30 protein-coding genes are annotated in these 26596 nt (G+C 63.9%); 18 read left to right on the top strand and 12 right to left on the bottom strand.

Going from position 1 to position 26596, the window contains the following annotated elements; translation table 11 throughout:
* The first annotated feature begins 203 nt into the window (after positions 1-203).
* Positions 204-668, top strand: coding sequence for a PaaI family thioesterase (locus JQ621_RS32555; RefSeq protein WP_212241079.1), 465 nt, complete (start codon positions 204-206; stop codon positions 666-668).
* A 125-nt stretch (positions 669-793) separates the two neighbouring features.
* Here JQ621_RS32555 and JQ621_RS32550 read toward each other — a convergent pair whose 3' ends face one another.
* Complete coding sequence (locus JQ621_RS32550) at positions 794-1087, bottom strand: HdeA/HdeB family chaperone (protein ID WP_212241077.1); 294 nt, start codon at positions 1085-1087, stop codon at positions 794-796.
* A gap of 104 nt (positions 1088-1191) precedes the next feature.
* Between JQ621_RS32550 and JQ621_RS32545 the strand changes: the two genes are divergently transcribed.
* The gene (locus JQ621_RS32545; RefSeq protein ID WP_312015467.1) at positions 1192-1515 is read left to right on the top strand and encodes a PilZ domain-containing protein; all 324 of its coding nucleotides are present in this window, start codon (positions 1192-1194) and stop codon (positions 1513-1515) included.
* A gap of 44 nt (positions 1516-1559) precedes the next feature.
* On the opposite strand, the gene JQ621_RS32540 is transcribed toward JQ621_RS32545, so the two are convergent.
* Both JQ621_RS32540 and JQ621_RS32535 read right to left on the bottom strand, forming a co-directional pair.
* Positions 1560-3590 carry a pyrroloquinoline quinone-dependent dehydrogenase gene (locus JQ621_RS32540; protein ID WP_212241076.1) on the bottom strand — a complete coding sequence of 677 codons (2031 nt, stop codon included), beginning with the start codon at positions 3588-3590 and terminating at the stop codon, positions 1560-1562.
* Positions 3591-3600: 10 nt separating this feature from the next.
* Complete coding sequence (locus JQ621_RS32535; RefSeq protein ID WP_212241075.1) at positions 3601-3837, bottom strand: hypothetical protein; 237 nt, start codon at positions 3835-3837, stop codon at positions 3601-3603.
* A 152-nt stretch (positions 3838-3989) separates the two neighbouring features.
* Between JQ621_RS32535 and JQ621_RS32530 the strand changes: the two genes are divergently transcribed.
* Together JQ621_RS32530 and JQ621_RS32525 are read left to right on the top strand one after the other, a co-directional pair.
* Positions 3990-4394 (top strand): hypothetical protein, encoded by a 405-nt coding sequence (locus JQ621_RS32530; protein ID WP_212241074.1) that lies wholly within the window; start codon positions 3990-3992, stop codon positions 4392-4394.
* Between the two features lie 112 nt (positions 4395-4506).
* Entirely contained in the window at positions 4507-4842 is a 336-nt protein-coding gene (locus JQ621_RS32525) for a hypothetical protein (protein ID WP_212241073.1), read from the top strand.
* Positions 4843-4902: 60 nt separating this feature from the next.
* On the opposite strand, the gene JQ621_RS32520 is transcribed toward JQ621_RS32525, so the two are convergent.
* The 4 genes from JQ621_RS32520 to JQ621_RS32505 all read right to left on the bottom strand — a co-directional run bounded on the left by JQ621_RS32520 (position 4903) and on the right by JQ621_RS32505 (position 9940).
* On the bottom strand, positions 4903-5259 hold the full coding sequence (locus JQ621_RS32520; RefSeq protein ID WP_212241072.1) for a carboxymuconolactone decarboxylase family protein: 357 nt from the start codon (positions 5257-5259) through the stop codon (positions 4903-4905).
* A 10-nt stretch (positions 5260-5269) separates the two neighbouring features.
* Positions 5270-8494: an efflux RND transporter permease subunit gene (locus JQ621_RS32515; RefSeq protein ID WP_212241071.1), complete on the bottom strand. Its 3225-nt coding sequence runs from the start codon at positions 8492-8494 to the stop codon at positions 5270-5272.
* Positions 8491-9516 (bottom strand): efflux RND transporter periplasmic adaptor subunit, encoded by a 1026-nt coding sequence (locus JQ621_RS32510; protein ID WP_212241070.1) that lies wholly within the window; start codon positions 9514-9516, stop codon positions 8491-8493. The genes JQ621_RS32515 and JQ621_RS32510 overlap by 4 nt, the downstream gene beginning before the upstream one ends.
* Positions 9517-9619: 103 nt before the next feature.
* Complete coding sequence (locus JQ621_RS32505; RefSeq protein ID WP_212241069.1) at positions 9620-9940, bottom strand: ArsR/SmtB family transcription factor; 321 nt, start codon at positions 9938-9940, stop codon at positions 9620-9622.
* A gap of 94 nt (positions 9941-10034) precedes the next feature.
* Here JQ621_RS32505 and JQ621_RS32500 point away from each other — a divergent pair, with 94 nt between their 5' ends.
* From JQ621_RS32500 to JQ621_RS32480, 5 genes are all read left to right on the top strand, one after another.
* Positions 10035-11321 carry an NAD(P)/FAD-dependent oxidoreductase gene (locus JQ621_RS32500; protein WP_212241068.1) on the top strand — a complete coding sequence of 429 codons (1287 nt, stop codon included), beginning with the start codon at positions 10035-10037 and terminating at the stop codon, positions 11319-11321.
* Positions 11318-11761 carry a thioredoxin TrxC gene (gene trxC, locus JQ621_RS32495; protein ID WP_212241067.1) on the top strand — a complete coding sequence of 148 codons (444 nt, stop codon included), beginning with the start codon at positions 11318-11320 and terminating at the stop codon, positions 11759-11761. Before JQ621_RS32500 ends, trxC begins: the two co-directional genes overlap by 4 nt.
* Positions 11762-11789: 28 nt before the next feature.
* Positions 11790-11993, top strand: a complete 204-nt coding sequence (locus tag JQ621_RS32490) for a YgaP family membrane protein (protein ID WP_212241066.1) — start codon at positions 11790-11792, stop codon at positions 11991-11993.
* Positions 11994-12031: 38 nt separating this feature from the next.
* Entirely contained in the window at positions 12032-13471 is a 1440-nt protein-coding gene (gene ccoG, locus JQ621_RS32485; RefSeq protein ID WP_212241064.1) for a cytochrome c oxidase accessory protein CcoG, read from the top strand.
* A gap of 154 nt (positions 13472-13625) precedes the next feature.
* Positions 13626-14819 carry a GNAT family N-acetyltransferase gene (locus JQ621_RS32480; protein WP_212241062.1) on the top strand — a complete coding sequence of 398 codons (1194 nt, stop codon included), beginning with the start codon at positions 13626-13628 and terminating at the stop codon, positions 14817-14819.
* Here JQ621_RS32480 and JQ621_RS32475 read toward each other — a convergent pair.
* Both JQ621_RS32475 and JQ621_RS32470 read right to left on the bottom strand, forming a co-directional pair.
* Positions 14797-15462 (bottom strand): DsbA family oxidoreductase, encoded by a 666-nt coding sequence (locus tag JQ621_RS32475; RefSeq protein ID WP_212241060.1) that lies wholly within the window; start codon positions 15460-15462, stop codon positions 14797-14799. The genes JQ621_RS32480 and JQ621_RS32475 overlap by 23 nt on opposite strands.
* 80 nt (positions 15463-15542) lie before the next feature.
* Positions 15543-16364 carry a helix-turn-helix domain-containing protein gene (locus JQ621_RS32470; RefSeq protein WP_212241058.1) on the bottom strand — a complete coding sequence of 274 codons (822 nt, stop codon included), beginning with the start codon at positions 16362-16364 and terminating at the stop codon, positions 15543-15545.
* 101 nt (positions 16365-16465) lie between these two features.
* Here JQ621_RS32470 and JQ621_RS32465 point away from each other — a divergent pair, with 101 nt between their 5' ends.
* The 4 genes from JQ621_RS32465 to JQ621_RS32450 all read left to right on the top strand — a co-directional run bounded on the left by JQ621_RS32465 (position 16466) and on the right by JQ621_RS32450 (position 19503).
* Positions 16466-16696, top strand: coding sequence for a hypothetical protein (locus JQ621_RS32465; RefSeq protein ID WP_212241056.1), 231 nt, complete (start codon positions 16466-16468; stop codon positions 16694-16696).
* A 36-nt stretch (positions 16697-16732) separates the two neighbouring features.
* On the top strand, positions 16733-17131 hold the full coding sequence (locus JQ621_RS32460) for a hypothetical protein (RefSeq protein WP_212241054.1): 399 nt from the start codon (positions 16733-16735) through the stop codon (positions 17129-17131).
* Between the two features lie 380 nt (positions 17132-17511).
* Positions 17512-19128: a GAF domain-containing protein gene (locus JQ621_RS32455; protein WP_312015468.1), complete on the top strand. Its 1617-nt coding sequence runs from the start codon at positions 17512-17514 to the stop codon at positions 19126-19128.
* A 9-nt stretch (positions 19129-19137) separates the two neighbouring features.
* Positions 19138-19503, top strand: a complete 366-nt coding sequence (locus JQ621_RS32450; RefSeq protein ID WP_312015466.1) for a response regulator — start codon at positions 19138-19140, stop codon at positions 19501-19503.
* A 45-nt stretch (positions 19504-19548) separates the two neighbouring features.
* Here JQ621_RS32450 and JQ621_RS32445 read toward each other — a convergent pair whose 3' ends face one another.
* Complete coding sequence (locus JQ621_RS32445) at positions 19549-20115, bottom strand: SET domain-containing protein (protein ID WP_212241050.1); 567 nt, start codon at positions 20113-20115, stop codon at positions 19549-19551.
* 190 nt (positions 20116-20305) lie between these two features.
* On the bottom strand, positions 20306-21028 hold the full coding sequence (locus tag JQ621_RS32440; protein ID WP_212241048.1) for a TetR/AcrR family transcriptional regulator: 723 nt from the start codon (positions 21026-21028) through the stop codon (positions 20306-20308).
* Between the two features lie 106 nt (positions 21029-21134).
* On the opposite strand from JQ621_RS32440, the gene JQ621_RS32435 reads away from it, so the two are divergent.
* The 5 genes from JQ621_RS32435 to JQ621_RS32415 all read left to right on the top strand — a co-directional run bounded on the left by JQ621_RS32435 (position 21135) and on the right by JQ621_RS32415 (position 24681).
* On the top strand, positions 21135-22532 hold the full coding sequence (locus JQ621_RS32435) for a carotenoid oxygenase family protein (RefSeq protein WP_212241046.1): 1398 nt from the start codon (positions 21135-21137) through the stop codon (positions 22530-22532).
* Positions 22533-22574: 42 nt separating this feature from the next.
* Positions 22575-23057 (top strand): MAPEG family protein, encoded by a 483-nt coding sequence (locus JQ621_RS32430; protein ID WP_212241044.1) that lies wholly within the window; start codon positions 22575-22577, stop codon positions 23055-23057.
* A gap of 75 nt (positions 23058-23132) precedes the next feature.
* Positions 23133-23708, top strand: coding sequence for a hypothetical protein (locus tag JQ621_RS32425; RefSeq protein WP_212241042.1), 576 nt, complete (start codon positions 23133-23135; stop codon positions 23706-23708).
* Between the two features lie 13 nt (positions 23709-23721).
* Positions 23722-24276, top strand: a complete 555-nt coding sequence (locus JQ621_RS32420) for an inner membrane-spanning protein YciB (RefSeq protein ID WP_212241041.1) — start codon at positions 23722-23724, stop codon at positions 24274-24276.
* A gap of 108 nt (positions 24277-24384) precedes the next feature.
* Positions 24385-24681, top strand: a complete 297-nt coding sequence (locus tag JQ621_RS32415) for a hypothetical protein (RefSeq protein WP_212241040.1) — start codon at positions 24385-24387, stop codon at positions 24679-24681.
* 133 nt (positions 24682-24814) lie between these two features.
* Here JQ621_RS32415 and JQ621_RS32410 read toward each other — a convergent pair whose 3' ends face one another.
* Positions 24815-26470, bottom strand: a complete 1656-nt coding sequence (locus JQ621_RS32410) for a fumarate hydratase (protein WP_212241039.1) — start codon at positions 26468-26470, stop codon at positions 24815-24817.
* Positions 26471-26596 lie beyond the last annotated feature (126 nt).

The raw sequence follows: 26596 nt of genomic DNA, 5'->3' as shown, positions 1-26596 counted from the left end.
CCTGGTGCAACCGCCCAGCGCCAGACAGAGCGCGGCCAGGCAAAATACCAGGACACATCGACGCAACATCGTCCACCCGTTCCCAAACGTGCCATCATATCGGGCCAAGTCAGGCATTTTCAAGCCGGCGGCCCGGTGACTCTGCCGCTCCCAAGCGGGCAGAATGGGTGAAACATCCGGCAACACAGGAGGGAACGAGATCAATGCCATCGCAGCCAGACGCCGAGTTCGGCATCGCGGACGCCAGACGCATCCTCGGCGAGGTCTTTGCGCCCTGGGTCCAGGATCTCAGCCTTTCCGTCGAGCGCATCGAGCACATGCCGCCTGCGGATGCGCCGGATTGGCAGCCGGGCGCGCTGCTCCGCATGCCGTTCTCGGAGCGGCTGTGCCGCAATGGCGGCGTCGTCTGCGGCCAGGCCCTGATGGCACTTGCCGACACCGCGATGGTGATCGCCAACCTCGCCGCCAACAGGGGCTATCGCCCGATGACAACGGTCGACCAGACCACGCATTTCATGCGCGCGGTGTCCTCGTCGGACGTGCTGGCGGATGCGCGCGTGGTGCGGCTTGGACGCACCATGAGCTTTGGCCGCGTCACCCTGCTCTCCGCCAGCGACAACAAGCAGGTCGCGATGGTGTCGAGTGCCTTCGCGATGCTGCCGGGCTGAGCATCATCCGGAACGAAGAGCGCCGCGTGAACGCAAAAGCGCACCTCCGCTCCCGACGATGATCATTCCGCAGCGAAAGACCGAGGCGGGATCGCGATCGCGCCTCGATCGGCCTGCTTGCGAATTTACTTGCCGAGGACTTCGTCGGCCGCCGTGACGATGCTGACGTTCGGGTTGGTGCCGCAATAGGCAGCGAACTTCTTGGCGTTCTCGACGAACACGTCGGTGTCGATGATCGCGTTGTCCTCGTCGCCCTTGTACCAGCCGTCCATCCAGGTCAGCACCATCTTGATGGTGTCGTCGCCGCTCTCGAGGAACTGCTTGCAGCTCATGGTCGCGAGATAGAGCTTGGTGGCATGGGCGGGCATGGACGCGAGTGAAAGCGCTGCGGCGAACAGAAGCGAAAGCTTGGTTTTCATCGAAATCTCCATCGGCGCGGAACGCCATAAAGGAAGGGCTTGCGGGCTAAACTCGGCGGGAAGCGACTCGCCGCATCAACGTCGTAAACGAAGTCTGAAGCGCAGTGCAAGTAGCGCCAGTATTGAGTTTAGATCAACGCAATTTCTATGCATTATTTCACAATCATCATGATGGATTGACGCGGATGATTGAAAAGCGCGCAGCACAGCGTCACCGGGTTTTCAAAGGCGGCACGATCACCTTTGAAAACAGGGGGATCGCGTGCACCGTGCGAAACATGTCGGATGGCGGCGCGGCCGTCGATCTCGACACATCAGCCACATTGCCGCAATCGGTCACGCTTTCGATCACGCGTGACAATTTTGTGCGGAATTGTCGCATGGTCTGGCGCAGCGACAAGCGCATCGGCCTCGCATTCGTGCAGTAATGCGCGTGATGTGAACGACCATTCGTATCGCATCCACAGCACGATTATGATGGTGTGATACGACGGCGTCGACGCCAGCGAAGCGCCGCAATCACCAGCGCGGCAATGACAAGCGCGATCGCCGACGCCGTTGCAAAAAATCGCCCGCCGGGGCGATCGATCGTGCGCGACCACAGTGACGGCGCCTCGCCCGGACGCGCCAGACGAAACGCCACAAGACTATCGCCGATCGAGGTGCCGGCTTCGGAATGGCCGCCGGCGCCGATCGCGACATATTGCTCGCCCTTCCAGACATAAGTCATGGGATTGGCGACGCCCGGCACCGGCAATCGTCCCTGCCATAGCTCTTGTCCGCTGCGCGCATCGTAGGCGCGCAGATAGGCGTCCAGCGCACCGGTGAAGACGACACCGCCCGCGGTCACGGCGAGCCCGTTGACCAGCGGCGCACCAAAGGGAAACGGCACGCCAAGCGGCGCCACATCCTCGGTCGTGCCGACGGTCGAACGCCAGAGAACCTTGCCGGCCTTGAGGTCGACCGCCACCATCTCGCCCCAGGGCGGCTTGTTGCAGAGCAGCCCGAGTGGCGACTTCACCACCGAACGCGACATCGCAAACGGCGCTCCTTTCTGCTGGCCGAAATCATGACCCGGCGGCGGATTGAAGCCGGCAGCATCCGCGCGCGGGATCAGCTTGATGAGATGCACGGCGCGGCTGGTGTTGGCGTAGAGGATCTGGTTGACCGGATCGAATGCCGCGCTGCCCCAGTTGACGCCACCGCCTGTGAACGGGAACACGAGCGTGCCCTGCAGCGATGGCGGCGTGAACAGCCCTTCGTTGCGGGCTTCAGCGAACTGCCGTTCACAGGACGAGTGGCGCAGAAAAGGCAGCAGCGAGAACGCATCGTCGGTCGAGATCGTCTGAGATGTCAGCGCCGGCACGTGAGTCGGGAATGGCTGCGTCGGCGAAAGCCTTTCGCCCTCGGCGCCATCTTGCGGAACGCTGCGTTCCTCGACCGGCCAAACCGGCCTGCCGGTGTCGCGATCGAGCACGAAGACGAAACCGTGTTTGGTGGGCTGGATCACGACGTCGCGCTGGCCGTCACCGGTGTCGATACGCGCGAGCGTCGGCTGCGCCGGCAGATCGTAATCCCAGACGTCGTGATGCACGGTCTGGAACGCCCAGACGAGCTCGCCGGTCTCGATGCGCAGCGCGACGACCGAATTGGCGTGCTCGTTATTGCCGGGTCGCTTGCCGCCCCAGAAATCCGGCGATGGCGAGGATGTCGGCAGAAACACCAGACCGCGCGGTTCGTCGACCGACATCGCTGCCCAGACATTGGCGTGTCCCGCTTCGATGCCGTCGTGCTTGAGCGGCTCGAAGGTCCAGCGCGGCTCACCACCGCGCGCGTCGAACGCGCGCACCACACCGCTTGGCGCGTCGACGCGACGGTTGTCGCCGATCGACGAACCGACCACGATGACACCGCGGCCGACCACCGGCGGCGACGTGATCTGGAATTCGCCAGGCCATTCCAGCGGCATACCGATATCGAGCTTGATTTCGCCGCCCTTGCCGAAGTTCGCGCAGGGAAGACCCGTTTTCGCATCGAGCGCGATCAGGCGGACATCGTTGGTCCCCATGAAGATCCGCGAACGGCAGGCGGCCCCCTGCGGCGCAGAATCGTCGACCCAGTGCGTGACACCACGGCAGACATAGCGATTTGCTGGACGCTGGCTAGTCGCGATCTTCGGATCGTAGCGCCACTTTTGCGCGCCCGTGCCGGGGTCGAGTGCGATCACTTCGTTGAAGGGCGAGCAAAAGATCAGACTGTCCTCGACAAACAGCGGCGTCGCCTCGAACTTGGTTCGCCGCATCACGTCCGGCGGACGCGCCGTGACATCGCCGGTGCGGAATTCGAACGCGCGAACGAGCTGACCGACATTGTCGGGCGTGATCGCGCGCAAAGGCGAAAAGCGCGAACCGCCGGGATCGCCGCCCCAGCTCTCCCAGGCGAGGCATGGCCGGGCCGCGAGCAGCAGGACGAGAGCGAGCAGACATTGCAGCTGCCCCACCATCCGCCTCGCTCTATTTCGGCTTCTTGGCGGCCTCGCTCGGGCGCGCCCCGCTCCACGGGTCATACTTTTCCTTGGACTCCGGAATGCGGTCGAGCGCGGCCTTGTAGGCCTTCTCGTCGACCTTTGGCTTGTTATCCGGTTTCTGGCTGCTTTCGTTGGGCTGGCGCCGGCCGCCGCCACCCATCTGCGCATGCGCTGAAGCGACCGTCAGCGCCAGCACCGCAGCCGCTATGACCAAAATCCGCATCGATGCGATCCCCCTCATCCCGGGGTACAAACTAGCCCGCGCTCCGGTAATAGCAAATGCGGCGACCTCCAGTCCTTCAGCAAATGTTGATCGGGCAGGACTTCGTCCCGCCGAATTCGCCCCTATCTGTTGGCCCGCAGGGACCTTCAGGAATGTTGCGGATTGTTGCTCATGTGGCACTGGTTGCCGGCGCGCTCGCGCTTGGCGCGTGCGGCTTTGCCGACAGCCGCGCGCCGGTGCCCGAGTTCATGCGCATCAAGGAGGCCGAACAGCCAGCGCCCGAACCGCCGCCGGATGTGAAGCGCGTGGTCCGCGAGCAGATCGATGTGGTCTTCCTCAACACATCCTATCCGCGCGACGTGCTGGTCGCCCTGCCTCATCACGAGGTCCGCGGTTCGGGCTGGACGGCCTGCGTCCGCGCACAACTTACCTCTGCGACCGGCTCGGCACTCGGCACACAAACTTACATCGTCACGATATCAGGCGGAAAGATCATCGACCGGCGGCGCGCAGAGATCGATGACATCTGCGGCTCGGAAGCTTACGAGCCGATCTGAAGATGGATCGCACCACACAATGATCCGGTTTCGGGAAAAACCTGTAATTTTATCGGAACGATCGTGGCCTCCCCTTCTTGTTACCGCAGAGGGCAGCTCGGAGGAGGACAGAATGAGGACGTTCACGATTGCACTGCTGGCCGGTGTCGGAGCTCTCGCTGCGGCGAGCGGCGCGAAGGCCGGGGATCTGTACACGACCAGCGAGTACGCCAGCCGCGATCTCGTTCAGGAGGTCCGGCTCGTCTGCGAGGACGCCGGCAATTGCTATCGTACCCGTGGCGGCGCGCGCGTGATCGTGCGCGACTCCTATGACGCGATGCCGCGCGAGCGATATTACGAACGCCGCACCTATCGCGATCACGACTGGGACGATGGTCCGCGTGCCGGCGTAGGCATTCGCGCACCCGGCGTCAGCGTGGGCGTCGGTGTCGGCGGAGACCGATGGTGAGCAGCACATCATGACGGACGGGACCGGACGAGATCGCTCGCCCGGTCCTGTTCATATGCGTCAGGCCGCGACCGCCTGCTGGCGGAACTGCTCGTAGGCCGCGATCGCGTCCGCGGCATACATCAGCGATGGCCCGCCTCCCATATAGACGGCCATGCCAAGCGCTTCCTCGACCTCTTCGCGCGTCGCAGCGAGCTTGACCAGCGCTTCGGTATGAAACCCTATGCAACCGTCGCAATGCGCGGCAACGCCGAGCGCGAGCGCAATCAGCTCCTTGGTCTTCTTGTCCAGCGCTCCGTCACGCGTGGCCGCCTGGGCGAGCGCGGCAAATCCCTTCATCGTGTCTGGGATGTCGTTGCGCAGCTTCTTCAAGTTGGCTGAGATATTCCTGGTGATGTCGACATAGTTCTTGTCCATCGGATCCTCGCTAGCTGAGCTTGGCTGTGGTCGGTGACGCCTCGTGCGGCGCGCGCAAGGCGATATAGATTGCGGGTATCACCAGAACGGTGAGCAGCGTCGACGACGCGAGCCCAAACAGAAGCGAGATCGCCAATCCCTGAAAGATCGGATCTAGCAGGATCGTCGCCGCGCCGATCATGGCCGCAATGGCGGTGAGCAGGATTGGCTTGAAGCGGACAGCGCCCGCCTCCAGCACCACGTCGCGGAGGGACTTGCCGTCTCCGCCGCTATGCCTGATGAAGTCGACCAGCAGGATCGAGTTGCGCACGATGATACCCGCGAGCGCGATGAAACCGATCATCGAAGTCGCGGTGAACGGCGCGCCCAACAGCCAATGCCCGATCAGGATGCCGATCAGCGTTAGCGGGATCGGCGTCAGGATCACCAGCGGCAGACGAAAACTCCTGAACTGGGCAACGACCAGCACGTAGATGCCGAGAATCGCTGCGCCAAACGCTGCCCCCATGTCGCGGAAGGTCACCCATGTGATCTCCCATTCGCCGTCCCACAGCAGCGTCGGCCGCGACTCGTCGGACGGTTGACCATGCAGGGCGATCGCCGGTTTCGGCAGCACGCCCCAGTCATGGGCCTCCACACGATCGGCCACCGCGAGCATGCCGTAGAGCGGCGCCTCGAAGCGCCCGGCAAGCTCGGCCATGACCATGTCGGCGAAGCGGCCGTCGCGGCGGAAGATCGTCGGCGAGCCCTCTTCCATGGTCGCCTTCACGACCTGGCCGAGCTCGACCACCGTTTTGCTGCCAGGCAGCGTATTGGCCGGCACGGGCGTGGAGGCCAATGCCTCATCCCAGACCAGGTCGCGCTTCCCCAGATGCACCGCGATCTCGATCGGGTTGCGGTCCTCGCCGCGATGCGAATAGCCGATCGAGATGCCGCCGAACAGCGCCTGGACGGTATCGTAGACGTCGCGCTGCTCGACGCCGAAGAATTCAAGCCGGTCCTGATCGATCGAGAGTCGCAGCCGTGGGCGCTTCTCGCCGATGGAATCGTCGACATCGACGATGAACGGCACTTCCGCGAACACCTTCTTGAGCTCGGCGGTAACAGCGCGGCGCGTGGCCGCATCGGGACCGTAGACCTCGGCAAGCAGCGTGGAAAGCACCGGCGGTCCCGGCGGCACTTCGACCACCTTGATGCTGGTGCCCTTGGGCGGATCGAGCGCCTTCAGTTTCTCGCGCAGCTCAAGCGCGATCTCGTGGCTCGCTCGCTTGCGTTCGCCGCGCGCTGTCAGGTTGACCTGCACTTCGCCGAGCTCGGGTCTTTCCCGCAAGTAGTAGTGCCGCACCAGGCCGTTGAAGTTGAAGGGAGCCGGCGTGCCGGCGTAAGATTGCAGCGAGGTGACCTCCGGCAATTGCCGCGCGATCATCGCCGCACCGAACAGCGTGCGCTCAGTCGCTTCCAGGCTCGCTCCTTCCGGCAGGTCGACGACCACCGCGATCTCGGATTTGTTGTCGAATGGCAGAAGCTTGACCGTCACCGACTTGGTCGCGAACAGCATCGTCGACAACAGCGTCGCAATGCCGACGCCGAGCAGAAATACCCAGGCCGACCGCTTGCTCCGCACGATTGGCGTGGCGAACCGCCGGTAGATTCGACCGAGCCGACCCTCGTCGTGGACTGCATGCGCCGGCGTAGTGTCGCCTTTTGGCGCGAGCTTGAGCATCAGCCATGGCGCCACGACCATCGCGACGAAGAAGGAGAACAACATGGCTGCCGAGGCGTTGGCCGGGATCGGCGCCATATAGGGGCCCATCAGGCCCGACACGAACAGCATCGGCAACAGCGCGGCGACCACTGTCAACGTGGCGACGATGGTTGGGTTGCCGACTTCCGCCACCGCCTCGACGGTCGCCTGCAAGCGCGGCCGGCCGTCGCGCATGCCCCAGTGCCGCGCGATGTTCTCGACGACGACAATGGCGTCGTCGACGAGAATGCCGATCGAGAAGATCAGCGCGAACAGGCTGACGCGATTGATGGTGTAGCCCATCAGGTTGGCGGCGAACATCGTGAGCAGGATCGTCGTCGGAATGACGACGAGAGTCACCAGAGCCTCGCGCCAACCGATCGCGATCGCAATCAGGACGACGATCGAGAGCGTCGCGAGGCCGAGATGGAACAGCAACTCGTTGGCTTTCTCATTCGCCGTCTCACCATAGTCGCGCGTCACCGTCACCTGGACATCGTCGGGGATCAGGCGGGCCTTCAGTCCGTCGAGGCGCTTGGCAATATTCTCGGACACGACGACCGCGTTGGCGCCGGCGCGCTTGGCCAGCGCCAGGCTGACCGCCGGCGTCCGTGCCCACCGCCCGCCGGCGTCTCGCGTGTCCGTCCAGACCCGATGTTCGATGGTGCTCGGACCGACGACGACGGAGGCAACGTCCTTGACGTAGACTGGCCGGCCGTCACGGCTTGTGATGAGCAGCAATCCGATGTCGGGCACGCCGGACAGCGTCTGGCCGGCCGCGACGCTCCGCACGATGCCGGCATCTCTGACCTGCCCCGCCAGGAAAGAGCGGTTGGCGTCTTTGACCTTGGCCACGAGCTGCTGCAGCGTGACGCCGAACAGCGACAGCTTCTCGGGATCTGGTTCGACCCGGATCTGTTGCGCCGCGCCGCCTGAAATGTAGGTCAAGCCGATATCGTCGACTTTCATCAGCTCCGCACGCAGCTTGTCGGCGAGCTCATAGAGATCCTTCTCGGTCCAGCGTTCGGCGGCTTCCGGCTTGGGGGATAGCGTCAGTACCGTCACGGCGACGTCATTGATGCCCCTGCCGACGATCAGCGGCTCGGAAATGCCGACGGGAATCCGATCCAGATTGGCGCGGATCTTTTCATGCACCCGCAGGATCGCGTCCTCGAACTTGGTGCCCACCAGGAAGCGCGCGGTGACCATGACGCGGTCGTCCTCGGTCTGGCTATAGACGTGCTCAACTCCGTCGATGCCCTTGACGATCGACTCCAGCGGTTTTGTCACCAGCTCCACCGCATCCGGCCCGCGCAAGCCATCGGCATTGATGCGGATATCCACCATGGGAACGCTGATCTGCGGTTCCTCCTCACGCGGGATCACCACGACCGCGATCAACCCAACAACGAGCGAAGCGAGCAGGAACAAAGGCGCCAGCGGCGATGCGATCGTCGACCTGGTCAACCGTCCCGAAAGTCCGAGATTCACGGCTGCACCAGCTGGTCGCCGATCCCGATGCCGGACAGAATCTCCAGACCGTCGGGCAGCGCCGGCGTCGGCATCTCGCGGCCGCGCTGTACCGGCACCTCAATCTTGTCGCCCCCCTTCTGGAGCCAAACGTAGTCGATGCCGAACCGGGTCGTTACATAGCTCGAGGGAACCACGAAGGCCGGGCGGGTGCCGCCGGAAATCCAGACCCGCAGGCGATCGCCGACGAAATATTCACCCAGCCCCTCGACGGTCGCATCCGCGATCACGCGCCCCTCCTCGATCTGCGGATAGACGAGGTCGATCACGCCCCATTTCGAAGCCTCGCCCGCGAGCTCGGCACCGTCGACGCGCACCTTGTCGCCGGCCTTCAGGAAGCGCGCATGTCGCTCCGGCACGCGCAGCCGCAGCTTGAAGTTCTGCTGGGCCAGCGTCACGACCGGATCGCCGGCCAGCACGACCGACCCCACGGTGATCAGCCGCTTGAGCACGCGCCCGTCCGCCGGCGCGAGAACCTGGCCCTGGTTGAGCTGTTCCTTGAGGACGGCACGCTCTGCGGTCCTGGCGCGCAAGCCGTTGTCTGCGACATTGAGCGCGGTACGCTGCTCGTCGAGCTTGACCCGCGGCAGGATACCGCGCTCGACCAAACCCTCCGTTCGGGTGAAATCGAGCTGCGCCTGGCTCGCCTGCGCCTGGAGCGCCTCGATCTGCGCATCGAGCGACTTCATCTGCAGCACGAGCTTTTCGTCGCCGATGGCGGCAATGGCCTGGCCGGCGGTGACGCGATCGCCCTCGCGTACCGAGAGCTGGACGACGGTTCCGCCGATGCGGCCGCGTGCGGGCACCACACTGATGCTTTCGACGGTGGCGAAGACCGCCTTCTCGTCGGTGATCGGCTGCTGCGCAACGGTGTGCGTTCCCGCAGCCGCGGCGTATCGTGGCGACGCGTCGATCGCCAACAACGCAACCAGAAGCCCAAGACATCGCGCCAAATATTGCACGGGACGGATCCCTGTCGTCATCGGCTTGCTCACACCGCGTCGCGGTGCCCCTCTCATTTCATCGACATCGAAGACAGGCGCGTTGATCTCGCGCAAGGCGCGCCCGTCCGCCACCTCCTAGACTTCATTTCGTCCTTGCGGACTTCGGTGCGCAGAACACCTGGTAGAGCGTCTTCAGGACTTCGCGCGCCGGCTCGCTGGCGATCGAATAGAAGATCGTCTGCGCATCCCGCCTCGAGGACACCAGGCCATCCTTGCGAAGGAGCGCAAGATGCTGGGAGACCGTGGAGTCCCGCAGACTCAGGAACTCCGCCAACTCGCCGACAGATCGTTCGCCGTCGATCAGCTGGCAGATGATGAGGAGGCGGTGACGGTTGGAGAGCGCCTTCAGCAATTCGCTCGCTTGGTCGGCGGCGCGCTCCATGATCTCGCTGTTTATTTTCATACTTGCGTATATACGATAATATGAATATATAGTCAAGACCTGCACGACAGCCGGAGTTCAACCGGTGGAGCAGCCTGATCCAACGGAGGAACCCATGGCGGAAGTGATCGTAGTCGGCGCCGGCCTGAGCGGAACACTGATGGCCTATGAATTACTGCCCCAGTTGAGAAGTGGTGATCGCTTGACCTTGGTCGCACAGGGCGCGACCTATCATTTCGTGCCCTCGAATCCGTGGGTCGCGGTCGGCTGGCGCAAGCGAGACGAGATCGAGATCAATCTCAGCGAGATCATGTCGCGCAAGGGCGTGCGCCTGCTGACGCAAGGCGCAAAGCTGGTCCACCCTGCCGAAAACCGGGTCGAGCTCGGCGACGGAACGTCCATCCAGTACGACTATCTGGTCGTCGCAACCGGTCCCGAGCTCGCTTTCGACGAAATCCCGGGGCTTGGACCTCAGGGCTACACGCAGTCCATCTGCCATGTCGATCATGCGACGCACGCGAAGGAAGCGTTCGAAATCCTCGCCGCAAACCCCGGCCCCGTCGTCATCGGCGCGGTCCAGGGAGCTTCCTGTTTCGGGCCGGCCTACGAATTCCTGTTCATCCTCGAAACCGAACTGCGTCGGCGAAAGCTGCGCGACAGGGTCCCGATGACGTTCGTCACCTCGGAGCCTTATATCGGCCACCTCGGTCTCGACGGCGTCGGCGACACCAAGGGTCTTCTCGAAAGCGAGATGCGCGAGAAGCACATCAAGTGGATCACGAACGCACGTGTCGACAACATCAGCCCCGGCTTGATGTCGGTGGAGGAACTGGCCGACAACGGCACGGCACACAAGGCGCACGATCTGCCTTTTGCCTATTCGATGATGCTGCCGGCCTTTCGCGGCGTCGAGGCTGTCCGCGGCATCGAGAAGCTGACCAACCCCCGCGGCTTCGTCATCGTCGACAAGCATCAGCAGAACCCGACCTTCCCCAATGTCTTCGCCGTCGGAGTCTGCGTCGCGATCGCGCCCGTCGGCGCGACGCCGGTGCCGGTCGGCGTTCCCAAGACCGGCTTCATGATCGAATCCATGGTGACGGCGACAGCGATGAACATCGGCGCTCTGCTCCGCGGCCAGACGCCGACCGCGCAGCCGACCTGGAACGCGATTTGCCTCGCCGACTTCGGCGATTCCGGCGTCGCATTCCTCGCGCAGCCGCAGATTCCGCCGCGCAACGTCAATTGGTCCTCCAAGGGCGAGTGGGTGCACTACGCCAAGGTCGCCTTCGAGAAATATTTCCTCCGCAAGATGCGGCGCGGCGAGAGCGAACCGTTCTACGAGCGTTTCGTGCTCGACAGACTGAACATCGCCAAGATCAAGGAGGTTCGAACGGGCACATGAGCACGACACGCCAGGTCGTCTGTGGACATTGCGGGCGCAAGAATCGCCTGCCCGCCGAGCGCGCGCCTGAAGCAGCGCGATGCGGCGCCTGTCACCAACCGATCTTCACCGGCCATCCGATCGAAGTGAATGAAGAGGCCTTTGGACGCCATGTCGCCGCCAGCGACATTCCCGTGCTGGTCGACGTATGGGCGCCGTGGTGCGGACCGTGCCGCGCCATGGCACCGATGTTCGAGCGCGCGGCGCAGGCGCTCGAGCCCGGCGTCCGGCTGCTGAAGCTGAATTCGGACAGCGCGCCGACGCTGTCGCCGCGGCTCAACATCAGCGGAATTCCGACGCTGCTGCTGATGCGTGGCGGCCGCGAAATCGCCCGCCATTCCGGAGCCATGGATGCACGCGGCATCATCGCGTGGACCGAAGCCAACCTGACCCGTTCGTAACGTCGCCGTATCTGAAGAGGAGCATGCCATGAATGTCGACAAAGCCGTTCTCGCCTTCGCAGGATTCGTCGTCCTGCTCGGACTTGCGCTCGGCACCTATGTAAACGCGTATTGGTACCTTCTGACCGCCTTAGCCGGGCTGAACATGATTCAAGCCTCGTTCACCGGCTTCTGCCCGGCCGCGATGGTCTTCAAGAAGCTCGGCCTGCGCGGCGGTTGCGCGTTTTCGTAACGCGCAGCGACGCCGCCTGTAATGCGGGGGAATTTGCCATGACCGACGACACCATCATCGAAGGCCCGCTCTACGAAAAGCGCAGGAAGGTCTATCCGCAGTCGGTCCACGGTCCTTTCCGCCGCATCAAATGGACCATCCTCTGCGTCACGCTCGGGACCTATTATCTGCTTCCCTTCTTGCGCTGGAACCGCGGGCCCGGCCTGCCCGACCAGGCGGTGCTGATCGACCTGCCGCATCGGCGCTTCTATTTCTTCTTCATCGAGCTGTGGCCGCAGGAGGTCTATTATTTCACCGGGCTCCTCATCATTGCGGCGATGACGCTGTTCCTGATGAATGCGGTCGCGGGCCGGTTGTGGTGCGGCTACATGTGTCCGCAGACGGTGTGGACCGACCTGTTCTACGCGGTGGAGCGCTGGGTCGAGGGCGACCGGCGCGAGCGCATGCAGGGCGACAAGCGCTACTGGACGCTCGATCACATCCGCAAGGTTGCGCTGAAGCACTTTCTCTGGATCATGATCGCCTGGTGGACCGGCGGCGCCTGGGTGCTGTATTTCGCCGACGCACCGACGCTGGTGAAGGATCTCGCCACCTTTCAGGCTCCGTTCATCGCTTACCTGTGGATCGGCATCCTGACCGCAACGACCTATCTCTTCGCCGGCCACGCCCGCGAGCAGGTCTGCATCTACATGTGCCCCTGGCCGCGCATCCAGGCGGCGCTGACCGACGAATGGGCGCTCAACGTCACCTATCGTCGCGATCGCGGCGAACCGCGCATGTCGGTGAAGAAGGCCGAAGCCGCCCGGACCCATGGTGAACTCGCCGGCGATTGCGTCGACTGTCACCAGTGCATCAATGTCTGTCCGACCGGGGTCGACATCCGCAACGGCATCCAGCTCGGCTGCATCCAGTGCGGCCTCTGCATCGACGCCTGCGACAACGTCATGCGCGAGATCGGCCGGCCCGCAGGCCTGATCGGCTACGACACCGACATCAACATGCAGCGGCGCCGCGACGGCAAGGCGCCGATCTACCGCGTCGTGCGCCCGCGCACGCTGATCTATGCCGCAGCCATCGGCATCGTCGGCACAGTCATGCTCTATACGCTCGCCACGCGCGCAACGATGGACGTCAATGTTCTGCACGAGCGCAATCCGCTGTTCGTTCAGCTCTCGGACGGCGGCGTGCGCAATGACTACGTCGTGCGCCTTCTCAACAAGGGCGCAGCGCGATCGTTCGCGCTCGATGTGTCCGGCCTGCCGGGCGCGACCATTCGCATCGCCGGCATCGCAGCCGGCCCCGGCGACAAGCCGGTCGTCGAGGTCGGGCAGGATCAGACCCGCGAGGTCCGCCTGTCGGTGCAGGTCGACCCGGCCCATCTGCCGAAGACGCCGCGCGACATCGATATCGCCATCGCGGACACCGCCGGCGGCGGAAAGGCAAGCGCCCGCGATCACTTCATACCGGGTGACCAGTGACGTCGGCACCCGTTGTCGGGCCTCCGTATGCTCAATCAAACGTTAACAATACGACTCGAATTGAAGCGGCGTCCCAACGGTATTTTCCAATCTTTGCGCTAAGCATGACCTGATAACGCCGGCTTCTGGCTGGCGTGAACGGGGACGACGGGACGTGGTCGACATCGCGCACCAGGCTGCGATCAATCCGGCATCGACGAAGGATGCAATGCCCGCGCTCGCCCCCCTCACGGCCATCGAGCCCAGTCAATGGCGCGCACTGGCGCAGCGCGTGGCCGAGCCGAACGGCTATTATTTGCCCGCCTGGGAGCTTGCCGTCAGCGCAACCGCGCGCGACCGCACAGGTGCCTCGGCCTTGACCGCCTGCGCGGGCTCCTCGACGCGGCTGATCGGCTTGATGCCGGTGGTCTCGCTCTGGCGAGCCTGGAAGATCCCCCTGCCCGCGCTGGTGAGCGCGCATCCCTATGGCACGCTGTGCAGCCCGCTGCTCGACCGCGACGCGTCGGTCGAGGCAGCGACGGGCCTCCTGCAGCGGGCGCGCGCGGCCGGTGCACATGCGCTGATCCTGCGCGACGTCGCGCTCGACGGCGCCGCGATGATGTCGATCAAGACAGCGCTTGGCCGGACTGGCCTGACGCCACGCGTGCTCTCCTCCTATATCCGCGCCTGTCTCGATGCGACACGGGATGGCGACGAGCTGCTGCACCAAGCTCTCGGTGCCAAGAAGGTCAAGGAGCTGCGCCGCCAGCGTCATCGGTTGGAGGAGCACGGCGCGATCAGCTTCGACATTGCGCGCAAGGTCGGCGAGATCAAGTCCGCGCTCGAAACGTTCCTCCAACTCGAAGCGAGCGGCTGGAAGGGCCGGCGCGGCACCGCGTTGGTCCAGGACGCGGGCGATGCGACTTTCATCCGCCGCGCGGTGCCTGCGCTCGCCGAGACCGCGCAGTGCGAGATCGTGACGCTGCGTGCCGGTGCGACGCCGGTGGCAGCCGGCATCGTGCTGCGCCACCAGGATCGCGCGTTCTTCTTCAAGCTCGGCATCGACGAGCGGTTCGCGAAATATTCACCGGGCGTGCAGCTCACGCTCGATCTGACGCGCCATCTCTGCGCCGATCCCTTCATCGCGAGTGCTGATTCCACCGCGAGCGCCGACCATCCCATGATCAATCCGATCTGGCGCGGGCGAATTGCGATCGGCGACGTGCTGATCCCGCTACGACGGAATGATCCGATGGTGGCACTCATCCATGCGGCATTGATCGCACGCGGCGTTGCGCGCGACGCAGCGCGTCAGGCGATCCACCGGCTCCGCAGACGGGCGCGCACTACTCCGCCGCTTGCGCGTTGATCTCCGCCGAGACCTGGCGGATGGCGCGGGCGAGCAGGTTCGGATCCTGCGCGCCGGACACAGCATATTTCTGGGCGAAGACGTAGGTCGGCACGCCGGAGATACCCTTCTCGGCGGCCTCCTGTGCATCGGCCGACACGCGCGCGACATCCTCGTCGGTGGCGAGGCGCCTGCGCACGTCGTCGGCATCGAGGCCGACATCGGCGGCCGCCTGGACCAGCACATTGACGTCGGTGAGATCGCCGCCGTCGCGGAAATAGAGCTCCATCAGGCGTTGCTTCATCTCGGGCGCCTTACCGATCGCTTCGGCCCACAGGATGAGGCGGTGGCAGTCGGTCGTATTGGGCTGGCGCGCGACCAGCTCCGGCTTGTAGACGAGGCCCTCTTCGCTCGCCGCGGCGACCACGCGGCCGGCAATGCCCTTATAGGCCTCGACCGAGCCGAATTTGGTCGTCAGGTAATCCTCGCGGCTGATGCCCTCACGCGGCACCCAGGGATTGAGGAAAAACGGGCGGAAGTTCAGCTTCACCGGCACATCGGGCACCAGCGCCAGCGCGCTCTCGATCCGGTGCTTGCCGATATAGCACCAGGGGCACACCACGTCGGAGACGACATCGATCTGGAGCGGCTTGAGGGTGCTCATGGAGCGCCTCCTTCGGATGGGGACGGGTTCGCCCAAACATAAGCCGAACCTGCCCCGAGGCAAGGGTGCAGCGACGGGCGCTAGCTGATGGCTGCGGCCATCTGCCTGAGCCGCTCCGCGGTGCGCTCGTCGGCCGGAAAGAACGTCTCCAGAGCCAGCTCCGACAGCGTGATGTCCACCGGCGTGCCGAACACCATGGTGGTGGAGAAGAAACTCAGGATCTCCCCGTCCTGGCGCAGCTTGAACGGGATCGCGACGTTATCGCCCGACAGCGGCCCCGCCCGCGCCGGGATCGGATAGCTCTTGAGGTCGTGATAAAGCTTGATCAATTCAGGATCGGCCGTCGCCTCGCATTGCCGGTGCAAACGCTCCAGCAGATGCGCGCACCATTCCGCGAGATTGACCGTGCGCGGCGCCAGTCCTTCCGGATGAAAGGCGAGCCGCAAGACGTTCAGGGGCTGGCCCAACAGCCGCTCCGGGATGCCGGCGAGCAGCGGCGCCACCATTCGATTAGCGGAAACCAGGTTCCAGTGCCGGTCATAGGCCAGCGCCGGATTGGGCTCGTGGGCTTTGAGGACGAGGTCGATCGCCTGCCGCGCTGACGTCAGGGCTGGATCCTCCAGCGGACGCTGCGGAAAGGCCGGCGCGAAGCCTGCGGCAACCAGCAGCACGTTGCGTTCGCGCAAGGGCACATCGAGGCGCTCGGCGAGCCGCAGCACCATGTCGCGCGAGGGCGTGGCCCGGCCGGTCTCGACGAAGCTCAGATGCCGCGCGGAAATCTCCGCCTCGCCCGCGAGGTCGAGCTGGCTCATGCGGCGGCGCTGCCGCCATTCGCGCAAATGGTCGCCGATATGGACCGGCTGGCTGGGTTCGGCGCGTGCCGTGGATGCATGTGCGTTCATGATGGAAAACCTATCACGCGCTTTTCGGCCCTTCCATTACCCCCGAGGTAATCGAATTGGGTCGCGGGCCAGCGCATCTTCGGTCGCGACAGGAGATGACCATGATCGCGTTGCTGCTCTACCGGACCGTCGTCGACCACATCCTGCCCTGGGCCGTGACTTTCGCGACCAGGATGCTGGCGCGCGGGCTCAACATGCCCGAGCCACTGGTGCATACGACCGGCGACTATGTCGTCGCGCGTGTCACGGCCTTCGAACACAGCGTTGGCAGAAGCCTCGGCGTGTTCCGCCTTGCACACCTGCTCCGCGCCTGGTGGCGCGAACTGCATTGAGTTGACCCCGCGTCCAACCAACCAAGGAGAATGACGATGATCGACACATCGACCTTCCTTCGCCGCGCCCTGCTTGCGGACGCCGTCTTCAGCGGCGTTGCCGCACTCGGCTTCACCTTCGGCGCCGGCGCGTTCGCGGCACTGTTCAATCTGCCCGAGGCGCTGCTGCGCGAAACCGGCCTGTTCCTGATCGCCTACACCGCGCTGGTCGGCTGGCTCGCTTCGCGAAAGGCGGTGCCAAAGCCGCTCGTGCTGCTGGTCGTGGTTGGCAACGCCGCCTGGACGGTCGGCAGCATTGCGCTTCTGTTCTCGGGCGCGGTGGCGCCGAATCTCGCCGGCGAGCTCATGGTCGGCGCGCAGGCGATTGCGACCGGCGTGTTCGCCGAGCTGCAATATGTGGGCCTGCGGAAGAGCGGGAGTGCGGTGGCTGCGTGAAGTGAGAGCTCCGTCATTGAGGCGCTCGCGTAGCGAGCCTCGAAGGACGACGGTCAGCCATCTTTGAAGGCGCTGCATCAACTTCGTCATTGCGAGCGCAGCGAAGCAATCCAGACTCTGTCCGCACAGGGATTCTGGATTGCTTCGCTACGCTCGCAATGACGGAATAAGGAGCGATGTCGTTTGCTTTCAATGGTCAATTTCGGTCAATACGAATATTTTGACGCGCGCGGCTTGACAGGGCGTTTCCTTCGGTCGGGCAATAGTTCCGTGCCTGCTGGATTGAGGCTTGAGGATCCTCAAAGTGGGCCTGTGCTCCGCTTGGGAACCAGAAGCTCGGCAGGAAGGTTGAGACTTCCTCATTGGAGTTTTGAGTTTTGGTGGGCGCCCCGGACTATACCTTTGACCGCGACAGGCTCCAGGCGTTGGCGCAGTTCGATATTCTCGACACGCCACCCGAGCGCGGATTCGACGACATCGTCGATCTCACGGCGCAGCTCTGCAACGTTCCGGTCGCGCTGGTCAGCCTCGTGGCGGACAATCGACAATGGTTCAAGGCCAGGGTCGGGATCGGCGATTGCGAGACCGATCTGAACAGCTCGGTGTGCGCACATGCCCTGATCGAGCCTGATTTGCTGGTCATTCCCGATCTCACGCTCGACGTCCGAACCCGTGACAATCCACTCGTTCAGGGCGCCCCTTTCATCCGATTTTATGCTGGCGCGCCGTTGCGAACGGCCCAAAGCCACGTGCTTGGCAGCCTGTGCGCAATCGATACCGAGCCGAGGCCCGGTGGATTGACGGAAGCGCAGGCCGGGGCGCTGCGAAACCTGGCGCGTCAGGTGATGAGCCAGCTGGAGTTGCGCAGGGCGCTCGCCGAGCGCGACACGCTGCTGGCTGCGGAGAAGGACGCGGAGACCCGCCGCAACGGCCTCCTGAACATCGGCGACCGGCTGCGCAATGCGCTCACCATCGGCGATGTCACCCGCTCGGCGACGGCGATCATCGGCGAAAGCCTGAAAGTCGATCGCGCCGCATTCGGACATTTCGACAGTTCCGGTGAATTTGTCGATGTGGAGCCCGACTGGACAGGCTCAGGCATCGCATCGGCTGCCGGACGTCATCGCCTGGCCGACTATGGTCACGATCTTCAACGCGGCCTACTCGAAGGTGACGCTTTGATCGTTCCCGATGTCCTGAACGATCCGATCACGGCGGATCATGCCGAAAGGCTTTTGAGTCTCGACATTCGCTCGGTGGTCAATGTGCCCGTCATCGACCGCGGACGTACGACCGGGATCCTGATCGTCCATGCGAAGCAACCGCGGACCTGGCCGCCCGAAACGCTGGTTTATCTGCGCAATATCGCCGACCGGGTCGAGGCCGAAATCGCACGGATTCGGGCCGAGACTCAGCAGCGATTCCTCAATCATGAACTCAGCCACCGCATGAAGAACACCATGGCGCTGGTGCAAGCCATCGCCTCGCAAACGCTCAGAACCATCCCGGAGCAAGAACCGGTCAAGGCCTTCTCGGATCGGTTGATGGCGCTCAGTCTGGCCCATGACGTCCTGCTTCGGCAGAACTGGGGTTCGGCTAGCGTTGGAACCATCGTCGAATCCACGGTTTGCGCGTTCGCTGATATCGCGCGTTTCGACATCTCGGGGCAGACAGTGGCGCTCGGTTCCCGGGCGACGCAGTCCCTGTCCCTGGTCCTGCACGAACTGACAACGAACGCCCTGAAATATGGTGCACTTTCCAATGACGCCGGGCGGGTCGCGCTAAGCTGGAAAGTCGAGGACGAGGAAGCTGGTCCGACATTTCACCTGGATTGGCGCGAGGTCGGAGGGCCTGCGGTGACGGCGCCGACACTCCGGGGTTTCGGCACGCGACTGCTAAAAATGGGACTTGGAGGAACAGGAGGCGCTCAACTTGCTTATCATGCTTCGGGCTTCGAGGCGACCTTCGCAACACTCCTTGCTGACCTGGAAGGTTAAGGAGGCTCAGTGCAAACGCGTAAGCCCATGGTGCTGGTAGTCGAGGACGAGCCTCTGCTGCGAATGAATACGGTCGATATGGTCGAGGAAGCCGGCTTTCCCACCCTGGAGGCGGCAAACGCGACACAGGCCATCCAGATCCTGGAGAACCGATCCGACATCAGCATCATCCTCAGCGACATTGACATGCCGCCCGGAATGGATGGGATGGCACTTGTCGCGCTGGTACGTCGCCGCTGGCCGCCCGTCGCAATCATTCTCGTATCAGGACAAGTCGCTTCAGCGGACGTCGTCATTCCAGACGGAGGCAGATTTTTCAGCAAACCCGTTCGTCCGGCGGAACTGATCGCTACGTTGGAGCAGATGGCCGCTTAGGTCCCTGCCTGATGCAGCGAGACCGACGTCTCGGCTGAACGGACGTCACGCTTTCGCCCGGCCGACCTTGCCGGCAAAATGCTTGCCGTTCAGCTTCTTCTTTTTCGCCGTGGCCGCTTTCGGGCTTGCCTTCTGCGCCTTGCGCTCGGCGCGCGCCTTCACCTTGGCGCGCTCGGCACGCGCTTCGGCACGCTGCTTCTTGCGCTTGGCCTCGCAGGACGGGCACTTGCAGCCGATCGGCTTCAGGTAGGCTTTGAAATAGTCGGTGCCATAATCATAGTTGATCTCGTCGCCGGGCTCGATGTTCTTGATGGCCCGGATGAACACCTTGCGCTCGCGCGGACGCACGTCGGACTCGGCGTTGGGCCGGCAGGAGTGGTTGATATAGCGCGCAAGGTTCTTTCGCACCGAGCCGTCAATGGTCCAGCGGTTGTTGAGCTCGAACAGATATTTGTTCTCGATCGCGTCATGCGCCGGAATCCGCGAGTCCAGGATCGGTCCGTAATATCGGATGATCCGGGTGCCCTTCTTGATCGGCATGGTGGCGAAGAGGCCGAGTCCGGTCTTGGAACGGCCGACGCGATAGGCTTTGCGGGGAGCGATGGCTGGCATGATCGATAGGAAAGGTGGACGCGAACAGGGCCGTATGCCCAAGCGAAGACGCTCTTCTAGAACGATTCCGCGCGGCTGTCAGGTCCATCAAGACCGCGTTCGATGCTTGCCCACAGTGAACTTGCCCACAGTGAAGATGGCGATTGATCGAGTTCCGCAGGATGGAGGCGACGTCACGATACCTGTCACATCAGGCTGGCAGCTTCGCGGCAACCGTCGATTTCAGGATCGCTTCCAGCAATTGCTCGGCCGTTGTACCTGCCGGCAACCGCTCCAGAATATCCTCGAGCCGCCCGTCGAGTAGCAGCATGGTGAATCCATGCACCATCGACCAGGCCCGCGCGATCGCGGCGCCCTGCTCGATGGTCAGCGCTTTGCCGCTGATCGGCTCCTGCCGCATCGCGCCGATCGCATTGGCAAGTCCGGCGAAAGACGATTCCGCGGCCTCGTGCAGCGAGGGCCTGGAATAGTCGAGCCGCTCGGTGCGGAACATCAGGCCGTACATGCCGGGATGGGCCTGGGCATAGGCGACATAGGCCTTGGGCCTCGCGAGGGCGCGCTCCAGCGGCGAGGTGGCCGCGTCACTGGACGAGGCCATCGCAGCATTGAACTGGCGGAAGCCGATCGCCGCCAGTTCGCTGACGAGGCCGGTGAGGTCGCCGAAATGATGGGTCGGCGCCGCGTGCGACACGCCGGCCTCACGCGCCACCGCGCGCAGCGTCAAGCCGGCGAGCCCGTCGCGCTCCAGCACCCGCTCGGCGGCCTGAAGCAGCGCCTCGCGCAAGGCGCCGTGGTGATAGGGCGTCTCGGTCTTTGCAGCTGCCGGGCGGCGGGCAGGACGAGATGCCGGTGATGTCTTCCTGGGGCTGCGCGGGCTCCGCGCCGTTTCGCCTTTGGTAATGCTTTTGGCCATTTGCAAGCTATATGACGCAATATTGACAGTGTAAAGATTTCACTTGACGGAAGTCGCGCTTGGCCCTATGCCATCTTTACGATGTAAAGATAAGGAGGGATACGCCGTGCAGCAGGACGCCGTCACCGAGCGCCGCAACAATATCGCGCCGATTCCGTTTGAGGCCGATGCGCCTTTCCTCAGGATCGTCGGCGAATTGCCGCGCGAGCTGAACGGCACGCTCTATCGCAACGGTCCCAATCCGCAGTTCGATTCCCCCGGCGCGCACTGGTTCGTCGGAGACGGCATGCTGCACGCCTTCCACCTCGAGAACGGCCGCGCCTCCTACCGCAACCGCTGGGTCCGCACGGCAAAATGGCTCGCCGAGCACGATGCCGGCCGCGCGCTGTTCGGCGGCTTTGGCCGCAAGCTGCCGGATGCGCCGGCCCACCTCACCGACGGCGGCGTGGCCAACACCAACATCGTCTTTCATGCCGGCAAGCTGCTCGCGCTGGAGGAGTTCCACCTGCCGACCGAGATCGAACCGGGCTCGCTGGCCACACGCGGCTACTGCAACTATCAAGGCCGCATCGCCGGCCCTTTCACCGCGCACCCGAAGCTCGATCCGGTCACGGGCGAGCTGGTGTTCTTCGGCTACAATGCGGCGGGGCCGCTGACGTCTGCCCTTTCCTATGGATCAATCGATGCCGCCGGCAGGGTGACGCGTTTCGAGCGCTTTGAAACGCCCTATGCCAGCATGGTGCATGATTTCATCGTGACCGAAAATCACGTGCTGTTTCCGATCCTGCCACTCACCGGCAGCATGGAGCGCGCGATGAGCGGCAAGCCGCCCTACGCCTGGGAGCCGGACAAGGGCGCCTATGTCGGCGTCATGAAGCGCAACGGCACGGCAGACGAGATTGTCTGGTTTCGTGGCGAGGCCTGCTACGTTTTCCACGTCATGAACGCGTGGGAGGACGGCGGTCGCATCGTCGCCGACGTCATGCAGTTCGATGTGGCTCCGTTGTTTCCGCACCCTGACGGGCGTCCGACCAATCCCGAGAAGGCCTTTGCGCGCCACTGCCGCTGGAGCTTCGATCTCGCGGGCAACACCGACCGCTTCCAACAGACCTATCTCGACGATCTCACCGGCGAATTCCCGCGCATCGACGATCGCCGCGCCGGCTTGAAGAGCCGTCACGGCTGGTACGCCTGCGCCAATCCGAAGACGCCGATGTTCGGCGTTCTGTCCGGGATCGTCCATGTCGACGGCGATGGAAGGCGGCTCGGCCAATATCTGCTGCCCGCCGGCGACACCATCTCCGAGCCTGTCTTCGTCGAGCGATCGAAGAATGCTGCGGAAGGCGACGGCTGGCTGCTGGCGGTGGTCTGGCGCGCGCGGGAGAACCGCAGCGACCTTGCCGTGTTCAACGCCACCGACATCGAAGCCGGCCCCGCCGCGCTGGTGCAGCTCGGCCATCGCGTGCCCGACGGATTCCACGGCAATTGGGTGGGAGCGGCCTAGCTCCCACCCCAGGCCCGTGATGCGTTGCCAGGGAGATCTCGCATGCACATGCCTTCGATCACGGCGAACTATCTCGCCGTCCTGGCGCTGATCTACGCCGCGCTCGCGCTCGAGGTCATCCGGCTGCGACGGAGCAGCAAGGCGCCCTTCAGCGATGGCGGCAACGAACACCTGCGCTGCGCGATCCGCGCCCATGGCAACTTCATGGAATACGTTCCGATCATCACGCTGATGGTCGCACTGCTGGAAATGTCCGGCGCGTCGACCTCGCGCGTGCATGCGCTGATGGGTGCGCTGGTGCTGTCGCGGCTGCTGCACCCGATCGGGATGTACGCAACGCCGGGCTCGCTGCGGTTCGCGATCTGCCGCAGCGGCAGCATCGTCATCACCATCGGCCTCCTGATCATTTGTGCGCTGACCATCCTGTCGCGCCTGCCCTGGGCCAGTTTCGCCGATGAAATAGCCGATCAAGCCATTGCAACCGTTCAGTTTTTACATGTCATTCACGTCATTTTGACACTGTAAAGATTTTGCTTGACCCAGTCGCCGCGCTGACTTATTCATCTTTACACCGTAAAGATTTGTGCGACCGAGGCGACCATGACGATCTTCCTGATCCTTGCCCCCTACGGCGTCTACACCGTCCTGATGTTCATGACCTCGGTCAAGATCGCCGTGTTCGCGGGATGCGCGATCTGTCTCGCCACGATCGCGCTCGATGTGGCGCGCGGCCGCTCGGTGAAGATCCTGGCTGCGGGCTCCGCGATCCTGTTCGCAGGCATCGGCCTCTACCTCGCGCTCGCCGATCCGACACTGAGCGTGCTGGCCGTCAAGCTCTCGGTCGACATCGGCATCTTCGTGATCTCGCTCGGCTCCTTGCTGGCGCGCCGGCCGTTCACGCTGCAATACGCGATCGAGAACGTTCCGGCCGAGACCGCGGCGATGCCGGGCTTTCTCACCGCCAACTACATCATCACCGCTGCCTGGACAGTGGCCGCCGTGCTGATGATGGCGGCCAACATCGTGCTGCTCTACTTCCCCGGCCTGCCGGTCTGGCTGGGCCTTGCGGTTGCCTTCGCCGCCCGCAACAGCGCGATCTGTTTCACCAAATGGTATCCCGAATATCGCCAGATCAAGTATGGTGCGCCGTCCAGCGCGTTGCCCGAAGCGCAGTGAGACAGGACCGACAATGAAGGACGTATTCGCCCGCCTCGCCTCCGACTTCCTCTCCGCCATCGTCTTCCTGGTCGTCTATCTGATCACCGACAACGTCATCCTGGCGACGTCGGTGGCCATTGCCGGTGCGATCGCGCAGGTGATTTACGCGCGCGTCAAGGGGCGCGAGCTCGGCTACATGACCTATGCGAGCCTCGGGCTCGTCATTGTGCTCGGCACCGTTACCATCCTCACCCAGGATCCGCGCTTCGTGATGGCAAAGCCCGCGATCGCGCATTTCGCGATCGGGACGATCATGCTCAAGCGCGGCTGGATGCTGCGCTACATGCCGGCGATGGTGGTCGAGACCGCGCCGGAATACGTCACCGCCGCGGGCTATGCCTGGGCTGCGCTGATGTTCGCACTCGGTGCCGGCACGATCGCGGTCGCCTCCACCGGCGATCTGAAGCTGTGGGCGTTCTACATCTCAGCGGTCGCGGGCGGCGCCAAGGTTTTGGCCTTTGCCGTGCAATACGTGGTGTTCAGGCTCGTCGTCACCAGCCGCCGGCGTGCCGCAGCCCGCGCCTGAGGCCGCCCAAGGGGGCGTTAGGCAGCGGCTTCAAGTTGCGCTATAGGCTCGGCCCAGGACTGGCTGCGGATCGTCGCAGCCCGCCGGAACATTGTTCGGGAGACGCGAATGGCCGTGGACGGCAACTGGAATCTGACCATGACGACGCCGATGGGCGAGCGCCAGGCGACGCTGAGCCTCAAGGCCGCGGGCGGTACCCTCACGGGCACGCAGGGCGCAGAAGGCAATACCGCCGAGATATTTGACGGCACCGTCAGCGGCGATGCCGTCAACTGGAAGGTGTCCATTACCAATCCGATGCCGTTGACGCTCGAGTTCATCGGAAAGGTCTCCGGCGACAGCATGAGCGGCGAGATGGGCATCGGCCCGATGGGCAGCTTCCCGTTCACGGGCACAAGGGCGTAAGGCTACTCCGTCATTCCGGGATGCGTGCGCAGCACGCAGGCCCGGAATCCATTTTCCCGCAAGAATTGAGGCCCGATGAATACCGGGTTCGCGCCAAGCGGCGCGCCCCGGAATGACGGCATCGGAGCAGGCCTCAGCCCAGATTCAATTCCTTGAAGAAGTCGTTGCCCTTGTCGTCGATGATGATGAAGGCCGGGAAGTCGACGACTTCGATGCGCCAGATCGCCTCCATCCCGAGCTCGGGATATTCGAGCACCTCGACCTTCTTGATGCAGTGCTCGGCGAGGTTCGCCGCCGCACCGCCGATCGAGCCGAGATAGAAGCCGCCGTACTTCTTGCAGGCCTCGCGCACGGCAGGCGCGCGATTGCCCTTCGCCACCATCACCATCGAACCACCGGCGGCCTGGAACTGGTCGACGAACGAGTCCATGCGGCCCGCCGTGGTCGGACCGAACGCGCCGGAGGCGTAGCCCTCGGGCGTCTTGGCGGGACCGGCGTAATAGACCGGATGGTTCTTGAAATAATCCGGCAGCGGCTCGCCCTTCTCCAGCCGCTCGCGCAGCTTGGCGTGCGCGCTGTCGCGCGCGACGATCATGGTGCCGGTCATCGAGACGCGGGTCTTGATCGGATGCTTCGAGAAGGTCGCCAGGATGTCCTTCATCGGCTGGTTGAGGTCGATCTTGACGACCTCGCCGCCGAGCGCCTCTTCGACCTCCGGCAGATATTGCGCCGGGTTGTGCTCGAGCTCCTCGAGATAGACGCCGTCCTTGGTGATCTTGCCGAGCACCTGGCGGTCGGCCGAGCACGACACGCCGAGCCCGATCGGCAACGAGGCGCCGTGGCGCGGCATGCGGATCACGCGGACGTCGTGGCAGAAATACTTGCCGCCGAACTGCGCGCCGACGCCGAGCGACTGCGTCATCTTGTGGATTTCCTTCTCCATCTCGACGTCGCGGAAGGCGTTGCCGTCGGGCGAGCCGTGGGTCGGAAGCGCATCGAGGTAGCGGGCGGAGGCGAGCTTCACCGTCTTCATGCAGAGCTCGGCCGACGTGCCGCCGATCACGATGGCGAGGTGATAGGGCGGGCACGCCGCGGTGCCGAGGGTGAGGATCTTTTCCTTCAGGAACGCGAGCAGCCGGTCCCTGGTCAGAACGGAGGGCGTCGCCTGGAACAGGAAGCTCTTGTTGGCGCTTCCGCCGCCCTTCGCCATGAACATGAACTTGTAGGCGTCATCGCCCTCGGCGTAGATCTCGCACTGCGCCGGCATGTTGTTGGCGGTGTTCTTCTCCTCGTACATGGAGAGCGGCGCGACCTGCGAGTAGCGCAGATTGCGGCGCAGATAAGCATCGCGCGCACCTTCCGACAGCGCCGCCTCGTCGTCACCGTCGGTGATGACGTTGCAGCCCTTCTTGCCCATGATGATGGCGGTGCCGGTGTCCTGGCACATCGGCAGCACGCCGCCGGCCGCGATATTGGCGTTCTTCAAGAAGTCCAGCGCGACGAATTTGTCGTTCGGGCTCGCCTCGCCGTCCTCCAGGATCGCACGGAGCTGCTTCAGATGGCCGGGACGCAGATAATGATTGATGTCGCCAAAAGCTGCCTCCGACAGCGCCCGCAGCGCCTCGCGCGACACCACCAGCATGTCCTTGCCCAAGACCTTCTCGACCCTGATACCCTCGGACGAAATCTTCTTGTAGGGCGTCTCGTCCTTGCCCAGCGGGAAGAGCGGGGTGTGCTTGTAAGGCGGAACGGGCTTTGCGGGGTCGGGGAAAGCGGTGGGAGCGTTCATGGGGCGATCTCGGGTTTTACAGCCCTTGCGGGCCTCTAAGCATAGAAGCGTTCTAAGCTTTTTTGCCGCAAAGGGAAGGCGTTCCGGCGCGGCCGGGGCATCCCGATTCGGCCGCTCGGCGCCCAT

It is taken from the genome of Bradyrhizobium manausense, assembly GCF_018129685.1.
Taxonomy (GTDB): domain Bacteria; phylum Pseudomonadota; class Alphaproteobacteria; order Rhizobiales; family Xanthobacteraceae; genus Bradyrhizobium; species Bradyrhizobium manausense_D.
This window is presented reverse-complemented; position numbering and strand designations above follow the sequence as displayed.

Excerpts from the sequence above, each read along its gene's own strand:
- JQ621_RS32510 (WP_212241070.1), bottom strand. The coding sequence starts at position 9,516 with ATGACGACAGGGATCCGTCCCGTGCAATATTTGGCGCGATGTCTTGGG.
- ccoG (WP_212241064.1), top strand. The coding sequence starts at position 12,032 with ATGACCGACGACACCATCATCGAAGGCCCGCTCTACGAAAAGCGCAGG.
- JQ621_RS32430 (WP_212241044.1), top strand. The coding sequence starts at position 22,575 with ATGCACATGCCTTCGATCACGGCGAACTATCTCGCCGTCCTGGCGCTG.
- JQ621_RS32475 (WP_212241060.1), bottom strand. The coding sequence starts at position 15,462 with ATGAGCACCCTCAAGCCGCTCCAGATCGATGTCGTCTCCGACGTGGTG.
- JQ621_RS32415 (WP_212241040.1), top strand. The coding sequence starts at position 24,385 with ATGGCCGTGGACGGCAACTGGAATCTGACCATGACGACGCCGATGGGC.
- JQ621_RS32445 (WP_212241050.1), bottom strand. The coding sequence starts at position 20,115 with ATGCCAGCCATCGCTCCCCGCAAAGCCTATCGCGTCGGCCGTTCCAAG.
- JQ621_RS32470 (WP_212241058.1), bottom strand. The coding sequence starts at position 16,364 with ATGAACGCACATGCATCCACGGCACGCGCCGAACCCAGCCAGCCGGTC.
- JQ621_RS32535 (WP_212241075.1), bottom strand. The coding sequence starts at position 3,837 with ATGCGGATTTTGGTCATAGCGGCTGCGGTGCTGGCGCTGACGGTCGCT.
- JQ621_RS32440 (WP_212241048.1), bottom strand. The coding sequence starts at position 21,028 with ATGGCCAAAAGCATTACCAAAGGCGAAACGGCGCGGAGCCCGCGCAGC.
- JQ621_RS32425 (WP_212241042.1), top strand. The coding sequence starts at position 23,133 with ATGACGATCTTCCTGATCCTTGCCCCCTACGGCGTCTACACCGTCCTG.
- JQ621_RS32410 (WP_212241039.1), bottom strand. The coding sequence starts at position 26,470 with ATGAACGCTCCCACCGCTTTCCCCGACCCCGCAAAGCCCGTTCCGCCT.
- JQ621_RS32540 (WP_212241076.1), bottom strand. The coding sequence starts at position 3,590 with ATGGTGGGGCAGCTGCAATGTCTGCTCGCTCTCGTCCTGCTGCTCGCG.
- JQ621_RS32500 (WP_212241068.1), top strand. The coding sequence starts at position 10,035 with ATGGCGGAAGTGATCGTAGTCGGCGCCGGCCTGAGCGGAACACTGATG.
- JQ621_RS32525 (WP_212241073.1), top strand. The coding sequence starts at position 4,507 with ATGAGGACGTTCACGATTGCACTGCTGGCCGGTGTCGGAGCTCTCGCT.
- JQ621_RS32465 (WP_212241056.1), top strand. The coding sequence starts at position 16,466 with ATGATCGCGTTGCTGCTCTACCGGACCGTCGTCGACCACATCCTGCCC.
- trxC (WP_212241067.1), top strand. The coding sequence starts at position 11,318 with ATGAGCACGACACGCCAGGTCGTCTGTGGACATTGCGGGCGCAAGAAT.
- JQ621_RS32530 (WP_212241074.1), top strand. The coding sequence starts at position 3,990 with ATGTTGCGGATTGTTGCTCATGTGGCACTGGTTGCCGGCGCGCTCGCG.
- JQ621_RS32420 (WP_212241041.1), top strand. The coding sequence starts at position 23,722 with ATGAAGGACGTATTCGCCCGCCTCGCCTCCGACTTCCTCTCCGCCATC.
- JQ621_RS32505 (WP_212241069.1), bottom strand. The coding sequence starts at position 9,940 with ATGAAAATAAACAGCGAGATCATGGAGCGCGCCGCCGACCAAGCGAGC.
- JQ621_RS32490 (WP_212241066.1), top strand. The coding sequence starts at position 11,790 with ATGAATGTCGACAAAGCCGTTCTCGCCTTCGCAGGATTCGTCGTCCTG.
- JQ621_RS32550 (WP_212241077.1), bottom strand. The coding sequence starts at position 1,087 with ATGAAAACCAAGCTTTCGCTTCTGTTCGCCGCAGCGCTTTCACTCGCG.
- JQ621_RS32555 (WP_212241079.1), top strand. The coding sequence starts at position 204 with ATGCCATCGCAGCCAGACGCCGAGTTCGGCATCGCGGACGCCAGACGC.
- JQ621_RS32520 (WP_212241072.1), bottom strand. The coding sequence starts at position 5,259 with ATGGACAAGAACTATGTCGACATCACCAGGAATATCTCAGCCAACTTG.
- JQ621_RS32460 (WP_212241054.1), top strand. The coding sequence starts at position 16,733 with ATGATCGACACATCGACCTTCCTTCGCCGCGCCCTGCTTGCGGACGCC.